The sequence below is a fragment of the Sulfoacidibacillus thermotolerans genome (assembly GCF_003144315.1).
Lineage (GTDB): Bacteria > Bacillota > Bacilli > Alicyclobacillales > SLC66 > Sulfoacidibacillus > Sulfoacidibacillus thermotolerans.
This window is the reverse complement of sequence record NZ_MPDK01000021.1, coordinates 23,469-44,465: the sequence shown is the minus strand read 5'-3', so window position 1 is coordinate 44,465 and position 20,997 is coordinate 23,469. Positions and strand designations below refer to the sequence as shown.

The 20,997-nt window shown below is 45.5% G+C and carries 13 protein-coding genes and 1 pseudogene; 10 read left to right on the top strand and 4 right to left on the bottom strand.

The features are described 5' to 3' along the window. Positions 1-124 precede the first annotated feature (124 nt). The 4 genes from BM613_RS15565 to BM613_RS11065 all read left to right on the top strand — a co-directional run bounded on the left by BM613_RS15565 (position 125) and on the right by BM613_RS11065 (position 6,004). A complete protein-coding gene (locus BM613_RS15565; RefSeq protein ID WP_245926364.1) occupies positions 125-325 on the top strand; it encodes a hypothetical protein in 201 nt (66 codons plus the stop codon). A gap of 611 nt (positions 326-936) precedes the next feature. Then, positions 937-5,124, top strand: coding sequence for an AAA domain-containing protein (locus BM613_RS11075; protein ID WP_109431247.1), 4,188 nt, complete (start codon positions 937-939; stop codon positions 5,122-5,124). A 200-nt stretch (positions 5,125-5,324) separates the two neighbouring features. Then, complete coding sequence (locus BM613_RS11070) at positions 5,325-5,555, top strand: transposase (protein WP_181363077.1); 231 nt, start codon at positions 5,325-5,327, stop codon at positions 5,553-5,555. Between the two features lie 149 nt (positions 5,556-5,704). Further along, on the top strand, positions 5,705-6,004 hold the full coding sequence (locus tag BM613_RS11065; RefSeq protein ID WP_181363076.1) for an IS3 family transposase: 300 nt from the start codon (positions 5,705-5,707) through the stop codon (positions 6,002-6,004). 451 nt (positions 6,005-6,455) lie between these two features. On the opposite strand, the gene BM613_RS11060 is transcribed toward BM613_RS11065, so the two are convergent. The 3 genes from BM613_RS11060 to BM613_RS11050 all read right to left on the bottom strand — a co-directional run bounded on the left by BM613_RS11060 (position 6,456) and on the right by BM613_RS11050 (position 10,300). Beyond that, entirely contained in the window at positions 6,456-7,265 is an 810-nt protein-coding gene (locus tag BM613_RS11060) for a glycoside hydrolase family 16 protein (protein ID WP_109431244.1), read from the bottom strand. 6 nt (positions 7,266-7,271) lie between these two features. Beyond that, on the bottom strand, positions 7,272-8,639 hold the full coding sequence (locus BM613_RS11055; RefSeq protein ID WP_181363075.1) for a glycosyltransferase family 2 protein: 1,368 nt from the start codon (positions 8,637-8,639) through the stop codon (positions 7,272-7,274). Between the two features lie 944 nt (positions 8,640-9,583). Further along, complete coding sequence (locus BM613_RS11050) at positions 9,584-10,300, bottom strand: recombinase family protein (RefSeq protein ID WP_109431242.1); 717 nt, start codon at positions 10,298-10,300, stop codon at positions 9,584-9,586. A 725-nt stretch (positions 10,301-11,025) separates the two neighbouring features. Here BM613_RS11050 and BM613_RS11035 point away from each other — a divergent pair. Further along, positions 11,026-13,194: pseudogene (locus tag BM613_RS11035) on the top strand (thioredoxin domain-containing protein). A gap of 61 nt (positions 13,195-13,255) precedes the next feature. Here the strand turns inward: BM613_RS11035 and BM613_RS11030 are convergent. Next, on the bottom strand, positions 13,256-13,990 hold the full coding sequence (locus BM613_RS11030; RefSeq protein ID WP_109431238.1) for a DUF2103 domain-containing protein: 735 nt from the start codon (positions 13,988-13,990) through the stop codon (positions 13,256-13,258). A 151-nt stretch (positions 13,991-14,141) separates the two neighbouring features. Between BM613_RS11030 and BM613_RS11025 the strand changes: the two genes are divergently transcribed. The 5 genes from BM613_RS11025 (at position 14,142) to BM613_RS11005 (ending at position 20,811) form a co-directional block, all read left to right on the top strand. Continuing rightward, the gene (locus tag BM613_RS11025; RefSeq protein ID WP_109431237.1) at positions 14,142-14,636 is read left to right on the top strand and encodes a hypothetical protein; all 495 of its coding nucleotides are present in this window, start codon (positions 14,142-14,144) and stop codon (positions 14,634-14,636) included. A gap of 35 nt (positions 14,637-14,671) precedes the next feature. After that, complete coding sequence (locus BM613_RS11020; protein WP_109431236.1) at positions 14,672-15,142, top strand: hypothetical protein; 471 nt, start codon at positions 14,672-14,674, stop codon at positions 15,140-15,142. 73 nt (positions 15,143-15,215) lie between these two features. After that, complete coding sequence (locus tag BM613_RS11015; protein ID WP_181363074.1) at positions 15,216-16,097, top strand: LysR family transcriptional regulator; 882 nt, start codon at positions 15,216-15,218, stop codon at positions 16,095-16,097. Between the two features lie 116 nt (positions 16,098-16,213). Further along, positions 16,214-17,767, top strand: coding sequence for a 4Fe-4S dicluster domain-containing protein (locus BM613_RS11010; RefSeq protein WP_109431234.1), 1,554 nt, complete (start codon positions 16,214-16,216; stop codon positions 17,765-17,767). 11 nt (positions 17,768-17,778) lie between these two features. Then, positions 17,779-20,811, top strand: a complete 3,033-nt coding sequence (locus BM613_RS11005; RefSeq protein ID WP_109431233.1) for a molybdopterin dinucleotide binding domain-containing protein — start codon at positions 17,779-17,781, stop codon at positions 20,809-20,811. The last annotated feature ends 186 nt before the right edge of the window (positions 20,812-20,997 follow it).

Below are 20,997 nucleotides of genomic sequence, written 5' to 3'. Positions count from 1 at the left end.
CTCTCACGCACTAAGTGGCTCACTTTTACCGTGATCGCTGTGGCTCAATTTATGCTTGACAAAAACAGTTGGCTCCGTGTGAGTTGAGTTCCCCCGTTCGAGGCATCAGGGAGGGCAGTTTTCCTTGACAATCAACATACCTTACTTCCAGTTGTTCAAGCAGATGCGCGCCGCTTTTTTAAGATGGCGTTCTCCTCTCGTAGTTCGCGAATCTCTCGCTCAAGGTCCCGCAGAGCCTTTGCGTCTGGCTAAGGTTCCCGCCGCCAACGAACGGAGTAGTTGGATCCTCTATGAACTTCGATATCCAGCCATACAACGTCTTTAAAGATACATCCAGTTCACGCGCGACCTGGCTTGCTGGCTTCACACTCTCCATAGCCAATTGAATTGCATGAAGTTTGAATTCCTTCCTAACACCAATGGCGGTGAACCAACTACTGACAAACACCGTGGGCGGCTACAGCATTGGTCATTTAACTAAAGTTGACCGCGTATATTTACGTGTTTGGCTAGATCAGAAATCTTATATCTGGAGTAGTAAATTAAGGATTTGGGGGAAAATGAGAAAAAGTCGAAAGCGGGTAAGTTCTTGTTTGGAATCGCTGGGGCTTGAATACACTGTAATTATGAACGTGATTTTATTTACCGTAAATCCAAAACACTCTCATCACTTCATTCTTGATGGAAAGCGCTATGATGACGTCCGCAAACATTGGAACAATCTCTTGAATCAGACTACACCTCCTCGATTGTTTTTTTGCCAAATGTTTCTCATGTCTCTTTGACTGAATTCTGGAACCTTTTCACAGGTTCTTCTGCTGGACCTTTACTGTGGTTCCCAATTGGTCGTCATGTCCCATTTTCGCCATACTCCTAATTAATTTAAAAATATACAAAATTTATGATAGTTTGTTTAGATCATAGAGGGGTGAGTTTGTGCAAGATCTTTTAGAACTGTATCGAGACCGGCTCACAGATTTAACAAAACGGAACACAAGCCTTCGCTTGTTAAAGCTGACTAATAAAAATCATGCTGACGTCTTCTCACTTGCAACTGAGGAGTCTAAAGATAATCCTATACGCGTCGCCGAAGAAGTGATTATGCAAAAATCACAAATCGTATTGATTTCAGCAGTTGGGCAGTCAAACGATGATTTCGTTGTGAACCAAAAATTCACAACGCTCAAACGCGAAATTGACTTAATTGAGCAGGAGACGGGGGCTAACACGTTCCATGTCGCCTATGCTTTTTTAGAAGGTACCGTCGGCGAAGATTTTTATCGAAGCCCTATCCTTCTGTATCCTGCACACATTGCGAAAAGGAAAGTTCAGGGTGTCCCGCATTGGGTTATTGAGCTGGATGCTGAAAATCCTCCATTCCTAAACCCTGTACTGGATTTGGCTTTGAATCGGTTCCTTGGGGTAAATCTGGGCGAAGCCGTTCAGTCTGTAGGTGAGGAAATACCGACAGCGGATGTTCTTGCTTGGGTTCAGTCGGTATTTTCTGCAGCAAAGCTGAAACTTTCCCCAAGTTCTTCTACACTGGCTCCGTTTAAATCCTTAAGTAGCAAAGATATTCCTACAGGTAAAGTGGCACTTCAACTTCAGCCCTATATGATCTTTGGAAAGTTCCGACAGTCTACAAGTAATTTGTTGGTTGATTATGAAGAACTTCTTAAAAATCCACCATCTGAAGGGTTGTTGTATCGACTCTTAAACGAAGAACCTGCAGAAGGTCAGCTTGCTGAAGTGAAGTCGGATATCCTCAATGAGCAGAAAGAGTATGGAACATATTTTGTTTTGGACACTGATGCGAGTCAGGAAGCTGCAGTTATTGCATCTCGTGAACGCGATGGCTTGATTGTGCACGGACCACCGGGAACTGGAAAGTCACAAGTTATTGTAAATTTGGTGGCTGATCATCTCGCTCGTGGGCAAAAGGTTCTTGTAGTGTGTCAAAAGCCCGTAGCGCTTGAAGTCGTCTACAATCGGTTGGCTTCCATTAACTTAAATCATCAAGTAACTCTCGTTCATGATGTACATAGAGATAAAGCTGCAGTGTATGGGAAAATTGGTTCGATCTTGCAACGAGAAATCTCAACCGGTATCACCGAACTAGAAAGACTGTCGAATGAAATGGATGTATTGGCTGACAAACTTAATTCGATCGCGAATTCTTTGCACGCCGATAGACCATTTGGGAAGACACTTCGGTATTTGTACGCAAACGCAAAGTGGGATCCAAACTTGATGATCGTGGTTTCGGATTTGGCCAATGGCATGACGTACGAAGAACTGCAAAAACGTCTTCTCGAAATCCGTTCAATACTGGCACTTATGCAAAAGTTCGACCACGCCAATTACGCTTGGGCGAGAAGAAAGTCGTTCGCAAAGTTTGGTAATCAACATCACATGGAGCTCGAAGAGGTAAGCAAAAGGCTCTGTGTAGCGGTTGAACGTGGCAACGAAATTCGGATACAATTCGAGTTGCCAAATACACCGCAGTACCTGGTTCAGAACCGAGAAACACTAATCGGGCTAAAACAAGCAGTTCAAATCTTAGGACGCAGTAACCTCTTCAAGCACGTTCATATGTTCTACTTCGATGAAGATAAGGAATTTGAGCACTCAGACCAAATTGCCCGCGTCAAACAAGTCTTTCAGATGATCACGCAACAGTTAAAACGTGCGCAAGAGCTCGGCGCGCCGATTACGCATATGTCAGAAACCGAAGCTAAGGATTGGGCAAAGAAGATTGATGATTTTCTTGCGCTTCAACAGAAGATCACTCGCTTTGTATCTTTCTCGTGGTACGTGCTAAAACGTGAAGTTCAAACGTACTGCACGAAAAGTGGTGTTCTTTTTGACAGTAAGTCGGTTTTGAAGTATCGCCAGTCGATCGAATCATATTTAATTTTCCAATCACTTCGTGAGCGCATCGCGAAATTACATTTTTACTCGGATGTACCGGTAGTGAATGACGTTGATACCTGGGAAGAGTGGAACCGTCAAAAGCAGCACGCAATGGAGTTCTTAGACAAATACGTTGAGGCGCAGGGCTGCTTTGACAAATGGTTACCTGATTTGGTTACAAAAGAGGATCTAGACAAGTTAGCGAATGGTCAATTTACGACGCTGGTCGAATCGCTCCTAGAAATAGTTGACCTTTCGGAACGAATCAGCCAGGATCTTCAGATCTTGAAACAGTACCTGTCCGACGATACAGTTTCAGAACTACGCGAAATGGTGGATCAGGGTATTTTTCATGTCTCTCGTTTTGCGGAACTTGCAGAGGGTGCGAGGAATTTTGACAGTCTACAGCGACTCGATCAGATGAAAGAAAACCTTGATGGAATAAACCAGAAGTTGATAGAACGTTGTCGGGAAAAGGCACCACTTGAATCTACGCCTAGCGCGTCTGAACTGTGGAACGAAATCATTGAAAACAGCTTCCTCCATACTTGGATTGACACCGTTGAAGCGACCGACAAACACATGTCAGATGTATCGACGGAACTATTTGAGCAATGGCGCAGTCGATACAGTTCGCTACTCAGGGAAAAACGCCGGTTGGTACCAGAGTGGATTGACCGTCAGCTGGCGTTAGAAGTTTCAAATGTGCGCGGACAGGTGAGAACCACGCTTAAACACGAAGCGAGTAAAAAACGCCAAATTAAGCCGCTTCGAAAGGTCTTAAGGGACTATACGTCAGACGTATTAAAGCTTGTGCCTTGCTGGCTATGTACACCCGAAGCTGTCAGTGCCATTTTTCCAGTGGAGAGCGGACTTTTTGATTTGGTCATTTTTGATGAAGCATCACAGTGTCCAGTTGAGAACGCTATTCCTGCGATTTATCGCGGAAAGCAAGTAGTTGTCGCTGGTGATGAAAAGCAGCTGCCACCCACAAATCTGTTTCGTATCTCTGACGATGATGAATCTGAGGACGAGGACGAAGAGTTTGTGCGAGATAATCACAGAAAGGCATCACATTTGCTGGACTGGAGTAAGTCGAATATGGCGGACCAATGGCTCACATGGCACTACCGCTCGGCAAATGATGCTCTGATTCATTTCTCTAATTACGCATTTTACGGCAAGCGGATGCAGACAGCTCCGATTGTTGGATTTGGCAAAGAAAAACCAATTGAGTTTATTCGCGTTAATGGTAAGTGGATCGGTCAGAGAAACCAGGAAGAAGCAGAACGTATCGCAGACCTTGTAGTCGATATTTTGCAACATGACGAATCTAATCCAACGCTAGGAATCATTACATTCAATAGTAACCAGGCGGAGCTCATTAATGATGTTTTAGATAACCGTGGACACGATGATCCAGCGCTTCATAATTTGATTGAGCAAGCACGGACACGCAAAGAAGGCGACCAGTTCGTCGGATTGTTCGTGAAAAACATTGAGAACGTACAGGGTGATGAACGTGATATTATCTTGTTCTCCGTGGCTTACGCGAAAGACCAAGACGGGAAGATGGTGAGTCAGTTCGGAACGTTGTCACAAGATATGGGGGAAAATCGATTAAACGTTGCAATTACACGTGCAAGACTGAAAGTGTATATTGTTTGTTCGTTTGAACCAAGTGAATGGACACGTGTCGAGACATATTCAAGGGGACCGAAGTTGCTTAAACGCTACCTTGAGTACGCTAAAGCAATATCCGATGGTGATGAGAGACGAGTGGATATGGTATTGGAAAAAATTCTGGACGCGACAGCTGTCCAATCAATCGAAAATGTCTCCATTTACGACAGCGCATTTGAAGAAGAAGTTGCTACGGCTCTTAGGAATTTGGGGTATACGGTACAGACCCAAGTTGGCTTTTCTGGGTATCGTATTGATTTGGCGATTGTCCACCCGGATGATCCCGAGTGTTTCATACTGGGTGTCGAATGTGACGGGGCGATGTATCACTCATCTCGCGTAGCTCGTGAACGCGATTTGTATCGGCAGCGGTTCCTAGAACAGCAGGGGTGGTCTATTTATCGAGTATGGAGCCGTAACTGGTGGAAAACGAGACAAGGGGAAATTGAGAAAATCCAACGTGAGGTAGAACGACTTCGAGGAGGCTCACGTGCACAGGTCAAGGAGTTTTTGAGAAACTCCATATAAATCAGAAAAATTCAGTATAATTACAAAGGGGCCATCCCTTAGTCATTCTCATAATCACTGATTCGGTTTCGGTATGTAAACACCTCAGCAGCAGACATTGATAAACACTTCACCGTCCAAAAGTCTAATTGTGATGTTAGGCTATAAAAGTAGACATGGCGAACTGAGAATGTAAAACAAAATCATTCGAGGGGATGATCGTGCCAAAACCCTTTGCTCGAGATTTCAAGTTAAACGCGGTCCAAATGGTGAAACAGCAAGGCAAGTCGGCGTCCCAAGTCGCGCGTGATTTAGGCATTTCGCCAAAGACGATGCATGGATGGGTTCAACATTACAAGGAAGATCCTGTCTCGCCATTTGTCGGAAGTGGGCATCTAAAACCTGATGCACAAGCGTTCCGTGAACTGGAGCGAGAAAACCATGATTTGTGAGAGGAGAATGCGATTTTAAAAAAGGCCATGCGCATCTTTATAAACGACCGGAGATAACGTATTGCTTTATCAAAGAAAACCGCTCCAAATTTCCGGTCGAGAAGATGTGCAACGTATTCAACGTGTCACGAAGCGGTTTCTATCCGTATTTGAAAAGATCCAAGAGCGAACGAATCAAGCGAAAAAAACGATTGACTCAACGTATTGTTCAAATCTTTGAATCGTCAAGAAAGTTTTATGGTAGCCCTAAAATCACGCGTCTTCTTAACCGTCAGGGTGAACGTGTTGCTCAGAAAACGGTCGCATCGATCATGCGAGAAAATCAACTGCGAAGCCGAATTGTACGCAAATACAAGGCGACGACAAATTCAAGCCATGATCATCCGGTACATGATAATCGGTTACATCAAACGTTTATTGCTGAGCGTCTCGGACAAGTGTACATGTAAGATATTACCTGCGTATCACCGCGTCACTATGAAATGATGTACGAAGCGCGGGCTCCCTAGTGAAGAACGTGGTGAGGATGCCAAGGTACGCTTTTTGCTCCTTGACATCTGAATCGGAAGATTTTTAAAAATGAATACTGTGTGAAACCACAGAAGGTGGGATCGACCTTAACCATCGATTTAAAATGAACGATTTTCTCTGTTTATCGTGTCTACTTTCTTGACTTAATATCAATTTCAACCTAATACCAGTATGGAGAGTAGGTGTCATTGAGAGAGGTTAACTGAATAGTGTAACTCAGAATTGCTCACAGTAAATTAATGGGAATTGTGGTCTGACTTCTCTGGAAACGTCATTATTGGTCTTAGCTCCGTGTAATGGGATGATGAGTTTTAGGTACACATAATCTTCAGACATTTTCTGCTGGCTGTGACCCACCTTGACCTAGTATCAAGTTGATTTCACCAACTTGTTTCCTACAATGGATGGACCTTTATCTGGATAAATAATGATGCGCCTAATTACAAACGCTTGAGGAAACTTTGTTTGATTGGTAGGGTTGTGAGGCCACGTTCCACCAATAGCCAGATTTATCGTAGCATACATCGGTTGATGGGGTATGTTTTTTGTAACCTTCAGAATGACATGTCCGTCAATTGACCACTCTAGTAGATGCGGTTGCCAGATCAGAGTATACGTGTGAAATTGATTTGGGTTTATTAGATAATAACGAGTGAATATGTCTCCCCCGGAGGTTTCATGATAGGCTGGAACAATCACGTTAGGATCACGACCAATGTTCTCCATGATATCTATTTCCGGAAGAATGCCACCGTTCGCGGGTCGAAGCCATAATGCAGGAAACATGCCTGTACCCGTGGGAAGCTTCATAATTGCAACAATATCACCATACTCAAATGGATGATCCTTTTCGTCAATCCTACCAGAGACAAAATTCTTCGCTCCCATTTTTTCCTTTGACGCTGTTATCGTTAGACCTTGCCCTTTGAATGTAACGGCCTCGGGCGTGTAGTATTCCAATTCGTCATTAAAAACATGTCCCGTATTCCATTCATTCCAAACATTGGGTGTTGTACTAGTACTATCTGTGCGAGATTTTCCGACGTTTATTTTTGTGTGTGGCTTTACAGATTGTGTCGAAGAATTTTCTAGAACAGATGTTTTAACTAGCATCATTGAAGCCAATAATCCGCTGCAAACGGTAACTAATAAGAGAGGCATCCAAGAAATGTGGCGCATGATTAACTACTCCCCTATGACTGCTTCGTTGTCCTTGTCCCGTGCTGTTGAATAGTATTTGCGACCGGTTCGCTGAACCTTGTTCCAAGAATTTCTATTGTAGAAATACCCCAACGTTCCAATGACGATAACATACAGGTTCCAAAGACGATACAGAATTTCTAATAGACACATAACAAATATTCGTGCTGCGTCTTTGGTGGAGTATCTTGCACCAAAGCGTCTGTTAATGTATAAAGCACTTATAGTTTGTAAAAGTCCGACTAGAACCCAAACTATAATGGTGAAATGCGTTAAATTGACTTTGTGTATCCAAAGAAGGGCCCACATAATAATCCCTAACGTAGAGAACGGACCAAACGTGTTGACAAATCCGCTGTCTAATAGAAGGACAAACGTTACCCAGGATGGGTGTAAAACTAGAGGTTTCCAGTGTAATTTGACGCAGTCCACGAGACTTTTTTGCCAACGAATCCGCTGGTTATATAAATCCTTCCAATTTTCAGGACATTCTGTGTAACAAATACTTTCGGGAAAGAACTCTATACGGTGTCCTCTGGGTACCCCCCATTCATGAAATTTGAGTGTGATGTCCATATCCTCTCCAATTGTCTTCGTATAACCTCCAACTTCTATCATCACATCTCGACGGAATAAACCAAATACTCCCGGAATGACCAAAATGCCATTGATGGATCCCATCACGGCCTTGTAGAGAAAGAAACCGCGCAAATATTCAAGCGTTTGAAGTTTCAAGATGAACGGGAGCTTAAAACTGTATTTCGTAAGGCATTGCGGAGATGATCCTTGCAAGACTCGTACAAATCCTCCACCTGCAATCACATTTTTATTACTCATACCTTTAGATGCTTGTGTAAGTGCGTCAGGCGCCAGCACAGAATCCGCATCTAGTGACACTACGATTTCCTTCTGTGCATAACAGATGGCGGTATTTAGACTATCGGCTTTTCCTCCATTTAACTTATCTATTACTGTTATATTGCTGAATACTTGGCTCTCGTATATGCCACGAATTTCGGCGTGGGGGAGCGACGCAGTTTCTACACGATCACAACGTATTAATTTAAGTAAGTTTTGTAACTGAATGAATGTGTCATCTTCAGAACCGTCATTGATAAATATAACTTCAAAATTGCTGTAGTTTAATTGTCGCAGTCCTTCGATAGTTGTCTCGACCGTCGTTTCTTCGTTAAAACACGGTATTAGTAGTGATATTCCAACATTTTTCGTCAAGTCTGATGATGGAGACTCCTGGCGTGGTCGTAAAGCAAAGATGGGTACCAAAAGATAGACTAATGAAATACCTACAGATAATCCAAAAATCATGTATTCACACAGTTCTATTTCCGTCATATAATTCTTCACCTTTACCCTTCCCATCATTGATATGGTGGGAAGGTGAAGAATAGCACTGTGTATAAAATTCTTTAGACGGACGAATGCAATAATGTGAAATGAGTGAAAAACACATTCAAGAGAATTAAACGACATAGTGAACCTGTAAAACTGGACACCGGTTAGGAGTCCAGTTAGGTTTCATTGTAGCTATGAAAAGCAACACGGAAGTGATTACTGGGCAAGAACAGATTGCGTCTATGCTCTACTCGTTGACAAATATTCATCTACAAGCAAACGACCACCAACATCGTATACGTGGCCGGTGCCCGGAACCCTTCCAATGAGGCTAGATTAAATCAAACGACACATGTACTGTCCGGCACGCCAGACACGCGAGGTGTGCATTAGATGACAAACAAAGTGACGCATGCACAAGGCACGACGTCACAAGAGACCATTATCTTGGACGTTCGACATTTGTACAAGCGATAGGTGTTGTGGAACGGAAGCATCAAGAATGTACGGGACATTTCAGGAAGAAGGTATGGCGCAGGCCACCTACATGTTTATCTGGTATGTGATGCAAATGCTCAAACGAGTGGGCTTGCAAAGTACTTGGAACGGTACAACATGAACGGTTACGAAATAAACAGAAGAGAAAATCTTACGCTGGCGGGTCTCGTGAAATGTGAGACCTGCTATTTTAATGCCAATCTAGCATTGACTCTACTTGAACATAAGGGGGCGAATACGGCAGAAGGAAGCTATCTCCAAACTGAATAATGATACGATTACACTGCGGTTTTATAAGGTTCTACTGTATACTCGCGCGTCCAGTCAGATCCACAAGAACGATATGTGGATCCGACTGGACGCGCGGACACTTAGCAACTGAGGTTACCGAAATTGGACACGAACATCAATGCCATCGGGGCCTCGCGTATAGTCAATGCGTTCAATCAGCAGTTTCGCGAGTCGATTTCTCTCCTTGACCTCGATACGTTTTTCCCACGCGGATTTGAACGCCTCGAACCTTTGCACCCGCAGTGCGCGCGTCGGTTGAGTTCTGCGCAGACCGCGCTGCAGGTTTCACCGCTTAAAATTTGATCTTTGATGAAACGATAGGTTTGGAGTTTTGCAGGGTCAACCTGCAGGCTGTGGACATCCGCGTTGTATACGTAGGGGAAGGGGGCCTGACCGTTTGTCCAGTGCCCCAACCGAGCGCCAATCTTCTTGCCCCGCTGGAACCGCTTCTTGATCATCCGGTACTCATACCTGGCGAACACGCCTTCGATGTCGGTCATGAGTTCCTGGTCCTCGTCGTTCAAGTCATAGACACGTATCGGCGTGACCACGACCGTGTGGGAGCGCTTGAGAATTTTCTCGATCCGTGCGCGGTCCTCCTTGTCGCTCCGGCTGAGGCGGTCATAGTCGATTACGACGACCGCATCGTAAAAGTCGTTTTCGACGTCGCTGAGCAGGCGTTTGAATTCGGGTCGGAATTCAATGCTGTCGGAACTGCCGATTTCCCGGTAGATCACATAGTGCCAAGTGTTTTGGCGAGCGAGATCGGTGAGGGCGGTTTCGTGTTTGAGCAAAACGTCTTCCTCGTCGTCCGAATCATCGCGACTCTTGCGCAGATAGATGGCCACTTCGTAGATTTTCTTTGGTTCCATGACGGTTTCCACTCGATGTGTGACATGAATATAGGAACGGCCTAGCGTCTGTTCAGCTTGGCTCTGGATGATGAACGAGTCAACGGCAACGAATGGAGAGACCGCGGGATAGTTGCTGACGCAGTGAGGGGGTATCCTCTTGAAACCGCCCGTGGGCGATAGGAGGGAGACCGTTCACCGGGTCAACTTGGTGGGATCAGCGAGTCTCTTGACGAGTGGATACAAGGCGCTCCGGAAGCTCTCCACGGCAGCAGCGGAGGGTTTGTTACTGGTCACTCTTAGGACGAGGTTCCGGTGCTGAAACACGATGGTCATCGCGGGCGCAGGGTCGATGGGGGAAGCTGGCGCGCAGACACGCCCGCCAATGGACGCGTCTATGAGTGAGGACATGGCGATACCTCCTGTATGTGATGTGACGGAGTAAGCGGGGAAGCTGAGCCTAAGCACGGGAGCCGTGCGGATGACGGGGCAAACTCAGAGTACACGTTGCACGAGCGGTTTGGGTGCCATGATCGTGATAAGACGGTGCCATGATCGTGGCGTGGGCGTGCGCCTATTGGAAGCACGAGAGCACGAGAGCGCAAGTGGGCGACATGCGCGACATGCGCGCGCGGATGCCGGGGGGTAGAATGATCCTGAGAAAATCCCGTTTGCTGTCTCGACAGAGTGCATCTCGATGCACTCGGGCAAACTGACTTTCATGAGAACGAATCCCAGGGAGGAAGATGACCATGTCCAACGACGCTGCGAGTCACAAACACACCAACCGCCTGATCCACGAGAAATCCCCCTACCTCTTGCAACACGCCCACAACCCAGTCGACTGGTACCCCTGGGGCCCGGAGGCATTCCAAAAAGCCGCTCGCGAAAGCAAAGCTGTATTCCTCTCCATCGGCTACTCGTAGCCCTGCGGGGCTACGAGTAGCTGTATACGCTGAAAGTGGAGTAGTTTATCGACCTGTCACTGGTGTCATGTCATGGAACAAGAATCATTTGAAGATGAAAAAGTCGCAGCGATCTTAAACGAACATTTTATCGCGATCAAGGTAGATCGAGAAGAGCGACCAGATATTGATCAAATTTATATGGGAGTATGTCAGGCCATGACAGGACAAGGCGGATGGCCGCTTACGATTGTTATGACGCCTGATAAGGAACCCTTTTTCGCGGGAACCTATTTTCCGCGTGAACGGCGCTATGGACGCGCTGGATTGCTTGATCTTTTGCCTCGATTGCATGACATTTGGACAAACGAACGCGAAAAAGCGTTGGAAATTGCATCTGATCTTGTAGAAAAGTTAAATTCCTCTGCAAGTACTGAAAAAGGTCAACCAATGCCTGAGCGAACTGTGATTGAACAGGCATATGCACAATTTGTGAGATCATTCGATGCCCAATATGGGGGATTTGGTCAGGCGCCAAAGTTTCCATCTGCGCACAATTTGCTCTTTTTATTACGCCATTATGCGATCACTCATGAAAAACAGGCGCTCGAAATGGTCACAACAACACTTGAAAACATGTATGCAGGTGGAATTTGGGATCATATTGGCTATGGATTTGCTCGTTATTCGACCGATGCAAAATGGCTGGTTCCACATTTTGAAAAAATGTTATATGACAATGCCATGCTTGCACACGCCTATTTAGAAGCATTTCAAGTGACCGGAAATGAACTGTTTGCCCAGATTGCTCGTCACATTTTTACCTTTGTCACACGTGAAATGACGAGTGCCGAAGGCGGATTTTACTCTGCAATCGATGCGGACTCAGAAGGAATTGAGGGAAAGTTTTACGTGTTTTCGCCTCGCGAACTGGAATCTCTTTTAGGGAAAGAACAAGCAGAGTCTTTCTGCCGCCATTTCGGGATTACAGTGCAAGGGAATTTTGAAGAAGGCAGTATTCCTAATCTACTCAATACGCCTAAAGAGGAATGGATGATCTCCTCTGCTTTCCGTGAATACGCTAGCTCATCTTTATCTCATGCACAGGAGTTAGAACGCAATCGGCAAAAAGTGTTCGCTTATCGTGAACAACGTGTACATCCACACAAAGACGATAAGGTACTCACCTCGTGGAACGCGCTGATGATCAGCGCATTTGCGAAAGGAGCAAGGATTTTAAAAGAAGCAACATGGTTAGATGTGGCTCTTCGTGCGCGTCAATTTATCGATGATGTGCTCATTCGTCCCGATGGGCGTTTAATGGCACGTTATCGTGATCATGAAACTAAACACCTGGCTTACTTAGAAGACTATGTGTATTTAGCATGGGCAGAACTCGAACTTTATGATGCGACGTATGACTTTGCACATGTACAGCGCAGCATGCATTGGATGCGCGAAGCCCGGCGCCTTTTCTACGATGAAATACAAGGTGGATTTTTCTTTTATGGAAGTGATGGGGAAAAACTTTTAACGAGGCCTAAAGAACTTTATGACGGGGCACTGCCTTCAGGCAACTCGATTGCTTTTTACGTTTTGCAAAAGCTTACGTTGATGACTGGCCAAAAAGAATGGGAAGATCTTGCTCTTGGACAGATCCACGCTTTCTATGATCAAGTGCAGGAATATCCAAGTGGATATGCACAGTTTTTAATGGGGTTACAGTTGAGCCTTTACAAAACACAAGAGATTGTGATTGCCGCACCCACACTTACGGATGCTCGACCGTTTCTTGACTTCCTAGCAGTACAATACTTGCCACAAAGTATAACTCTAGTGCGAACAACTGAAAATCGAATGCAACTAGCGAATAGTTGTCCTTATACGGCAGATCAAGAGCCGCAAAATGGTCAATCTACTGTCTATTTCTGTGAAGCGTTTGCCTGTCGTAAACCGATCATTCAACTTGAGGAGTTGCGCACAGTACTTGCGCAACAGACGAATTGTTAAAAATAAAACAAAGCGAGTGGGGAAGTTCTTTTCACGAGTCTTCCCGCTCGCTTTGCTATGCTTATTTAAAAAATTTGGGATCTAACTTTGATTTCTGAAAAAGTTCTGCAAAAGACTCCTCCTCATCTTGTGGTGCAAACAATGCGGCAAAATCTTCGTCCGCATCTCCTTTTGAGGAGGACGACGCTGGCGTTTGGCGACTTTTATTTGTGCTATTTTTAGGAACTTGCCCATTGTTTAAAGGAGGGGTTGAAGGGGGAGATTGCATATCAGATTTTAATTTGAGAAGAGCTGATAACGTCTCCTGATTAAGAATTTGTCGCAAAGTAGGAGGATCAGATGCAGCTTCCTTCACTAGGTTGCCAGATGGCTTAAGTGGTTTGCGGGTATTAGGCCGCGTGGTTGTTGCATCTTTTTCCTGATCTTGTGCAAGGGTGCGCATATCATCCTTATGTCCATGTTGTCGTTTTTTGCGCGGGTGATTATGGTGTACGTCGGATCGTTCCTGTGCGACGAAACCAGATTTAATTAGTTCATCTAACACTAATTCTGGATGCGCAGTGACAAGAAAGATTTCTTGCACTGCAGTTGTCGTTTTTGCTAGCAACTTGATTCCATTATCCGTGAAATATTGAAATGTCAATGATTCCTGATAACTTTTTGAAGGTGCGATCGTTCCAGTCAAAATCGCTTCAATCTCGTCTAACTGAGCCACTTTGCGTAATGTCTGTGCAAAATCGCCAATGATCGTATGCATGATTTTTAATTTCCCATCTCGATGACGCATGTCGGCCATGATAAAAGCCTCCTACACTTCTTCATTTCTCTCTATTATAGCCCACTTGCACAAGGATGAAAAATTGTCAGGAAATGCGCGTTATTTGACGCGATTCCTACATGATTTTGTTATACTCATGTCATAAGTAAAGAAAGAAGGTGTTTTATTTATGCCCTTCGTCCCACGGTTATCGAGTACGGAAAAGATTGTGAATTCAGAGGCGGCATTCATAGAATTCGATCTCCAAACCGACAGGGGATATGGTGAATGGCTTGCGTTTTTCATGCAGCGTGAGGAAGATATCAAAAGATTTCACGGCTATATGATTCAACCTGAGGTGAATGTTGCACAAGTTTCTACTACATCCGTTGAAATTCATCTATTTACACGTGGGATTTTTGTCTCTCCTCCCGGAGAAACGGAAGCGTATTTTTATGAATTGCCTCGATCCGAGTTAAAAATGGCCCGCGCTTATTTTCTTTGGGAGCCCAGTCAGAGTGAACGATTCGAGGGATATCAGCCGCGGTCAGACGAGTTGCTCGCACTCGATATTTGGGTACAAGAAACAGAACAAAAGCAGACAATCTATACATTTTTCTATGAGGCAACTTTACAAACAGAGACTGGCACTTACCACATTACTCGCTATTCCACCTATTCGTGATTAATAAACGACGATCAAGAAAGAAGGCATACACGATGCAGATCATCCCTTTGGCGCTTGGTCAAACAGACGGAGCCATTACGTTATGGGACGAAAATCCAGAACTTGCTCTTGTTTTTCCACGCCCCCTGCAATTTATCTCGGAACTTGCATTTGGTTTAGGTACACTCGATGAACAGCCTTGCCTCATTTTATATTTATTTGTTGCGGAACAGGCGATCGAAGTATATCTTCCAGAAAGTCTTCCCACCAACCCTGAACAAGAAGTGGATGTTTGGTATACACTGCTTACTTGGCGTCCGGATATGTTGAAAATTCGCTATGGCAATTCACCACTCGATCAGGAGCATGAGGTCACCTTACTATTTCCAAAAGAAGAGGAAGAGACATTAGCTGAAAAACTTACTTCATTCATTTTGCGCACCAAAGAAACTCTCGATGGAAATCAAACGCAAGGAGCAGTCATTGAACGCCTAGCGCACTTACTGCGCGAAGTTACAATGTGATGGACACGTAAAGTGCTAGCGACGCAGTGGGCTTGACTTGCTTCAAGAGAAGCTCGTGAAGGGGGCGACGCATGTGCATCTAGAAAGTCATGAAGTCTTCCGAGCCACTGTGCAATACGGGAGCATTACAAAAGCTGCTCAGATTCTACACATGACACAGTCTACGGCGAGTCGTCATTTACAAGCCTTAGAAGATGAATATGGGGGCCTTTTGCTGGAACGTGGTGCCAACGGGCTCACCTTAACTCCATTTGGCAAAGCACTTTATCCGTATACACTCGATTTACTATCCTGCCACAGCCGCGCAAAAGAAGAGCTCGCTGCACTGCGCTGTTCTGGCGGAACACTCGCAGTTGGCGCGACGATGTCCATTGGTGAATATTTATTACCTGCGATCCTTGGACAATTTATAAAAATAGAACCACATATCGACGTGAAAATGCGGGTTTCCAATACAAGCGAAGTCGTACTTGATTTGATCCGTCATCGCATCGACATCGGGCTTGTCGAAGGAATCATAACGACAGAAGAAATCGAAGTCATTCCATGGAAAACAGATGAGATTGTCCTTGTCTGCAATCCGACACACCCATTTGCGCAAAACAAGCCGATTCCTTTGCAAGCGCTAACTTCGCAAGTTTTATTGTGGCGTGAAGAAGGTTCGGGAACACGCCAAGTGACAGAACAGGCGTTTGAACGCATCGGGATCTTATCACTACTGGATCGAACCATGGAATTAGGGAGTACGCAGGCGATTAAGTCCGCAATTGAGGCTGGCTTTGGCGTTGCCTTTTTATCACGATTGACCATCGAACGAGAGTGTGCATTGCAGACTCTCGTTGAAATTCCTATTCAAGACTTTACAATCACTCGTCAGCTTTATCTCATTGAACGAAAAGAACGATTTCCCAAGGTAGCCGTCGAACGGTTTCGCAAAGCATTGAAAAACTTGTAATCTAGTGGTGTTGCATAGGGTGCTCACTGAATGCCCCTATGCAACATTTGCATTACCTTCCAGACCAGATCTAATGTTACGCTAGTTTCATCACGAACGCGTTAGGAGGTCTGGCCATGATTGAACTTGAAGTTCTCCCGCACATTGAGACGCCGCCTGTGCGTTGGGGGAAAGTGATCAATCAGGAAACCTGTATCGGTTGTCATGCCTGTACAGTTGCTTGTAAATCTGAGCATCTTGTGCCACTTGCAATCAATCGCACGTATGTCAAGCAAGTGGAGGTAGGAACCTATCCGCAAGTTAGTCGACAATTTCAAATTACTCGTTGCAACCAGTGTGATGAGGCTCCCTGTGTTCCCATTTGTCCAGTCACGGCGATGTTTAAGCGACCAGATGGGATCGTCGATTTTGACCGCGAAGTCTGTATCGGTTGCAAAGCTTGTATCGCTGCTTGTCCTTACGACGCGATCCAGATCAGTCCTGACTCACACAGTGCTGAAAAATGCAACTTTTGTGCACATCGTATCGATCAAGGACTTGAGCCGGCTTGCGTTGTTGTCTGTCCAGTAGAGGCCATTGTAGTCGGGAATCTCAATGACCACAACAGCGAGGTGTTCCAACTCATCGCGCGTAAAAAAGCCGATGTGCGGAAACCCGAAAAAGGGACAGAACCAAAAGTTTACTACATCGGTGCAAGCGATTACACTTTAAATCCTGCAAAAGCCACGTATGAAAAACACCATATGTACTCGAATCAAACTGAAGGTTACCCCGTACTTGATGAAAAGCATCATCCCAAAAAACATCGCGTAGCAAGTGCTCGACTCGCGTATGATGTTCCTCACAACTCTCCCTGGCATTGGGAAGTTTCATTATATACTTGGACGAAATCCATTTCCGCAGGTGTCTTTATTGTATTTTCTATGCTTTCCTTTTTCGGACAAATCCTCGATCCTTTTTGGAATATCACAAATGCGGTTGTGGGCGGTGTGTTTCTGGGGATTACAGGGGTTTTATTGATTAAAGATCTTGAACATCCAGCACGTTTTATCCGTATCTTCACGCGGCCGCAGTGGAAATCTTGGCTTGTTCGCGGTTCCTTTATCATCGCGATTTATAGTGTCGTACTCCTAGCGCAGTTTATTTTAGGCATTCTCGGCGTATCAGGAGGCATCACACTCTCGCTATTTGGCCTCATTTTCGGTGGATTGACAGCAATTTACACAGCATTTTTATTTGCTCAAGCGCGAGGTCGCGATTTGTGGCAAAATCCAACCTTACCTCTGCATCTTTTTTCGCAAGCGACACTCGCTGGGGCAGCAGCCTATTCATTACTTGGCCTTATTTTCCCGTTGTCGAGTGCAGCTCTCCACATTGTGCATATTACACTGCTGGTCGGATTGGCAACACACCTTGTGCTCATCGTCAGCGATTCTGTCATCCCACATTCTCTCCATGGGGCAAAACGAGCAGCTCATCAAATGGTATTTGGCAAATACAGCAGCTTTTATTGGACGGGATTGATCCTTGGAACGCTCATCCCGCTGCTCGTTGCAATCTTTACAAGCACAGTCGCGTTTATCGCGCTTAGCAGTGCGCTTGCTTTGATTGGATTGCTAGCCTATGAACATGCATACGTTCAGGCAGGACAATCCATCCCACTTAGTTAGGAGGAAATACGATGGCGACACGAGAAGAGCAGTTAAAGAGCATCGAGGGCTATGGCCATTTACAAACGCACCCAGATCCTGCGAAATGGGATGATTGGAAGGAATTAGATGCCAAAGCCTGGCCGAGAAAAAAATATCATCGCTATGAACTGATTCCAACTGTGTGCTTCAATTGTGAAGCAGCGTGCGGATTGCTTGCATACATCGACAAAGACACAGGTGAGATTCGAAAACTTGAAGGACACCCGCTACACCCAGGAAGTCGTGGGCGAAATTGTGCGAAAGGACCAGCCACGATCAATCAGGTGACAAATCCTGAGCGTATTCTCTATCCGTTAAAACGTGTAGGTGAACGCGGGGACGGAAAATGGGAACGCACGACTTGGGATGAGGCATTAAATGACATTGCTGCGCGCATTCGAAAGAGTCTACTTGCAGGGAAACAAGATGAAGTCGTGTATCACGTGGGTCGTCCTGGAGAAGATGAATATACAGAGCGTGTTCTCAAATGTTGGGGGATTGACGGCTTATCTTCTCATACGAATGTATGTTCTGCTGGAGGAAGAGCTGGCTATGCGTTTTGGATGGGTTATGATCGCCCATCTCCAGATTATGCAAACTCTCGATTTATCCTCATGATGAGTGCGCATTTAGAATCGGGGCACTATTTCAACCCGAACGCGCAGCGCATTATTGAGGCCCAACAAAAAGGGACGAAAATTGCGGTTATCGACACGCGGTTATCAAATACAGCTTCAAAAGCAGACTATTGGCTGTCCCCGTGGCCAGGGACCGAAACTTCTTTGTTGTTGGCAATCGCAAATGAAATCATTCAAACGGATCGCTATAACCGCGAATTTTTGCATGATTGGGTGAACTGGAAGGAATTCATGCAGGATCGCGAATATTTAGCGAGCTTACAGGATCGCGGATTTTTAGCAAAAGTTCCAAAAGGTCAAGGGTTTGATAATTTTATTAGTACACTCAAACAAATCTACAAAGAGTATACTCCCGAATGGGCGGAGGAAGAAAGTGGCGTTTCTGCAGAAATGATTCGCCAGATCGCCGACGAAATTGTTCGCGCAGGCACGGCATTTGCCTCCAATGTTTGGCGCAACGCAGCTGCTGGTCATCTCGGTGGCTGGATGATCACGCGTTCCCTACACTTTCTAAACGTACTAATGGGTGCAATTGGTGAACCAGGAAGCACATTGCCAAACTCGTGGGTGAAGTTTGTTCCAGCGCGCCATTCTGCTCCTGCGCCGCTGAGGGTGTGGAATGAAAATCATTGGCCGCGCGAATATCCACTCTCTTTCTTTGAAATGAGCTTTTGTCTGCCACATATTTTGAAGAAACGCAATAAACGCTTAGAGGTATATTTTACTCGCGTCATGAATCCAGTGTGGACCTTTCCTGATGGATTCAATTGGATCGAAATGTTCAAGGAACCTGACCGGGTAGGCTGTCACGTGACTTTATCCCCTGTGTGGTCAGAAACCTCGCAGTTCTCAGATTATGTATTGCCCATGGGCCTTGCGCCAGAGCGGCACGATTTGCACAGCTATGAGACACAAGCCTCTCAGTGGATTGGATTTCGTCAGCCGGTCTTACGAGTTTCAAAAGAACGGCACGGAGAAAAGATTCGTGATACACGAGATGCTAATCCTGGGGAAGTTTGGGAAGAAAATGAATTCTGGATCGAGTTGTCTTGGCGTATTGATCCCGATGGTTCTATGGGGATACGAAAATACTTTGAGTCTCCTTATCGTCCCGGGGAAAAAATCACAGTTTTAGAGTATTATCAGTGGATCTTTGAAAACGCAGTTCCCGGTCTTCCTGAAGCTGCCGCTGCTGAAGGGCTAACTCCACTTGCATATATGCAAAAGTACGGAGCCTTTGAAGTCACAAAAGATGTTTATGGACTAAATCGCAAACCAGTGGACATTGACATTTTGCAAAAGGCAACCATTGTCCCTGAAGGAGAACATGGCGAAAATGTAGCGACACATGAAGCGGGAGTCTGGGTAGACCAAGCGCCGCACACGGCCAATCATGTTCCAGTAGCGGGCCCTTTTAAAAATTCAAGTGGCAAAGTGCGGGCCGGTATTGTTGTCAATGATCGCGCAGTCAAAGGATTTCCAACACCTTCTGGAAAGTTAGAATTCTTTTCAACAACATTGCGCGATTGGGGATGGCCTGAGTACGCGATTCCTATCTACCCACGAAATGAAGTAGAACGTAAGCGGATGCCTCACATCGTCAGCCAAGTACATTTTAAGACGATTGACTTTGCTCACAATGAATATATTCTGCTACCTACGTTCCGACTGCCCATGCTGATTCATACGCGGACCAATGGTGCCAAATGGCTTCATGAAATTGCCCACGCGAATCCTATTTGGGTACATCCTGTTGACGCCGAACGATTGCAAGTAAAAACAGGAGACGAAGTGAAGATCAGTACGGAAATTGGCTCGATTGTAGATAAAGTATGGGTTACTGAAGGGATTCGCCCAGGCGTCATCGCTTGTTCTCATCATCTAGGACGTTGGCGCTTGCACGAAGCGACGGGCAGTGATCGCTGGAGTAGTTCACTTGTCACGATTCGACAAGTGACAAAAGGGAAATGGCAAATGAAACAAATTCATGGACCTGCTCCCTTTAAGAGTGCTGACAAAGACTCTGAGCGCATCTGGTGGTCAGACGGTGGTGTACATCAAAATGCCATCTTCCCGGTACAGCCAGACCCAATCAGTGGAATGAATTGCTGGCATCAGCGCGTGCACATTGAAAAGGTTCGGACAGGGACGCACTATGGAGAGATTGAAATTGATACAAAAAAAGCGTACGAAGTATTCGAGCGTTGGTTGCAGCTTACACGTCCAGCACCAGGACCCGGTGGACTCTATCGCCCGATCTGGATGCTGCGCGTGCTAAAACCGCACCCTGATGCCTACGTAGTACCTGAAGGGTCATCAGGTATGATTGATTCTACACCCATTGAAAAACGCACGGCTAAACGTGCAACTTCACCTTCAAGTTAGCTTCGCAGCGAAGGAAAGTATGGATCAAAAAATAAAAATGGCTTTGTCGGCGCGCGTGCTTTACATGGCATGAATGCACCGACAAGGCCATTTTTAGATCACTCAAGTTTCGTATTCCTCCGTATAGCTAGGCTCTCTTTGGCGTTGCATGCTTTAACATACAAATGGTGGTCATCATGTGCTTGA